Raw genomic sequence first — 2528 nt, 5'->3', positions numbered from 1 at the left:
GAGCAGATGCAAGAACCAGCTCCATCACCGTCCACACCACACCCTGACCCGCAGCCGGGCTCGTTTCAGGAGCTTCCGGCAACGCCGGCTACCCCGAGTGCCGGAACGTGGGATCGGTTTAGGGAAGTGATGGAAGAACCCGCTCCATCGTCCACACCACACCGTGGCCTGCAGCCCAGCTCGTATCAGGAGCTTCCGGCAACGCCAGCCACCCCGAGCGCGGGAGCGTGGGATTGGTTTAGGGAGACGATGCAAGAACCCACTCCATCATCGTCAACGCCACATGGTGCCCGGCAGCCGGGCTCGTTTCAGGAGCTTCCGGCAGCGCCGGCTACCCCGAGCACGGGAGCTTGGGAGCAGATGCAAGAACCCGTTCCGCCGTCGTCCACGCCGTATCGTGGCTCGCGGCCCAGCTATTGGGACTGGCTTAGGGAACAGGAGCAACAACCCGAGCCATCGTCGTCTGCCAGGGCTGCGCCGTCAAACATCTACGGCGGCCTTGAGCCAGTGCGTCATCCGAATGCGCCCACAGTGTCTGAGTTGCGTGAGTATGCGCGCTCTGCGCCGGCGCGTGCTATCGCCAGACCACAGTCGTTCATCGGGTCATCAGTGCCCCCTCAGGAGATACCGGAAATCGGATATATGGTCGACAACTGGCGCCATCGTTCCCAACCTGCCTCGGATGCCCTGATCGACATACTCGGTAACGTCGGTCTCTTGCCGAATCAGTTCGGCCCAGCACTGTTCACCATCGAGAGTCAGCTTTATTCGGCTACGTTGGGGCGGGGAGGACGCAGGGACGTTCAACTCATCCATCATCCGCGGGCTAGCCAGATGAGTGAAGTCCGGCTATCCCGTCAGCCGCTCCACGAGCCTGCGTCATCGTCGTCAGCCAGCGCTCCCTCAGACGTTTATGGCAGTGTTGAATCATTGGTTGATCTCAATCCAATCACACGGTCCGAGTTGCGTGGCCATGCTCAGGCGGTGCGGGGCGCCGGCTCGTCGTCCCCCGGATCATCAGGGGCCTTTCGCCGCCGAGCGGAGTTACCGGATATCGGACCTTTTCTCGGCGATGGTTGGAGCCACAGCCGCTGGGACAATCAAGGCCAGGGCCGAGAGGTCTCGCACAGCGGCATGATGTACATACTGAAAACGTGGAACCTACTTCCGACCCCGCAAAACCGGCGCATACAGTTCACCATAAGCGGTGAGCTCTACACGGCCGAGTTGAGGAGCAGGCAAAGTAACGCGATCTTGGGATCCGGCCACGTCGTTTATCTCATCTATCACCCTCAACATGACTGAAGAACGCGCTTGGGTTGGGGGTCCCTCGGCTCACGTCATGCCAGTCCGAGTTCTTCGTTGTCGATGCGCCCAACATCCCATGGCAGCGAAACTGCGAATTCCGACGATCTCGCGCGTGTGTACCGACGCGCTGCGGCCTGCGTGTCAATCGGCGTTGGAATGAGACCCCTCGTATTGCCCCATCTGCGAATGTTACCCTGATGGTGCCATTGCCGATGGCGATCCGATGTGGAGTGATTGACCGCGTCAAGTGGGCCTTCCGGCTTGCTCGACGAGAGGGGCTGTGGGCGGGTCGGGCCCCTTCATAGCCCGAGCCGTCCACAACCCCGGGCAATGGGGCAGCGGTCGTGGCGTCCGCAAACGGCTCCTCCGCGAGCAACTGCTCGGCCGTCTTCCGTCTAAGTGCCCTCAGCTGGCGCTGCACGATCGAATGCTGCCTCGTCCCGAACTTCTCTGGGTATTTCTCGCTCAGTCGGCCGACGATTGCGAGCGCGGTCAGCTGCGGCTGCTCTGACAGCCAGCCTTCGATCGTGGCCATATGTGGGTCGAGCTTGGACGGCATACGAACCCTGGTCTTATAGGGCCGACGAGTTCGCCGGTGCGTGGTGCGTGGCACGCGGCTCGCCGGCCGTCACCGTCCTGCCGAGCGTCTTCGCGAACGTCGCCGCGGTCGCTGGCATGGTGCTAAGTCTGCGTTTTCGTGGTTCGAATCATATCAGGCGAATTCCGCGAGCTTGTAGGACCAGGTGTGGATGACTGGATACCGATTGATGTCGTCGATGCCGGCCATGATGCGCTCCTTGAGTTCGTATTTTGAGGTCACTCGGATGTGGCGCAGGACGGAGCGGGCGAATTTGGAGAAGAAGCCCTCGATGAGGTTGAGCCAGGAGCCGTCCTTGGGCGTGAACGTGAACTCGAAGCGGCCTGCCGGTTGGGTATCGAGCCACGCTCTGGTTTCTTTCGAGATGTGTGCGGAATGATTGTCGAGGATTAACTTGATCGCGGTGCCGGCCGGATAGGCGGCACCGATCAGTTTGAGGAATTCGATGAACTCGCGGCCGCGGTGACGTCTTTGGCGCAAGCGTAGGACCTTGCCGGGAATGTCCCGACTGCTGTTGAACTACGTCGGGCCGACGTTGCCGGAATGAATGTTACGCGGCCCTCGTGACGTGGACAACGGGCTTGTGGTGAGCTTGAAGGGCCGCATGCAGAACCGATAATTG

2 protein-coding genes are annotated in these 2528 nt (G+C 61.1%); both read right to left on the bottom strand.

The genetic code is table 11. The annotated features are described in order from the left end of the window. Positions 1–1279 precede the first annotated feature (1279 nt). Positions 1280–1843 (bottom strand): hypothetical protein, encoded by a 564-nt coding sequence (locus AC630_RS48565; protein ID WP_502691590.1) that lies wholly within the window; start codon positions 1841–1843, stop codon positions 1280–1282. Positions 1844–2020: 177 nt separating this feature from the next. After that, positions 2021–2386, bottom strand: a complete 366-nt coding sequence (locus AC630_RS39660; RefSeq protein ID WP_074123780.1) for a transposase — start codon at positions 2384–2386, stop codon at positions 2021–2023. Positions 2387–2528: the final 142 nt, after the last annotated feature.

This window comes from Bradyrhizobium sp. AS23.2, assembly GCF_001908185.1.
Classification (GTDB): domain Bacteria; phylum Pseudomonadota; class Alphaproteobacteria; order Rhizobiales; family Xanthobacteraceae; genus Bradyrhizobium.
The sequence above is the reverse complement of the archived record's forward strand: the minus strand, read 5'-3'. Positions and strand labels throughout refer to the sequence as shown.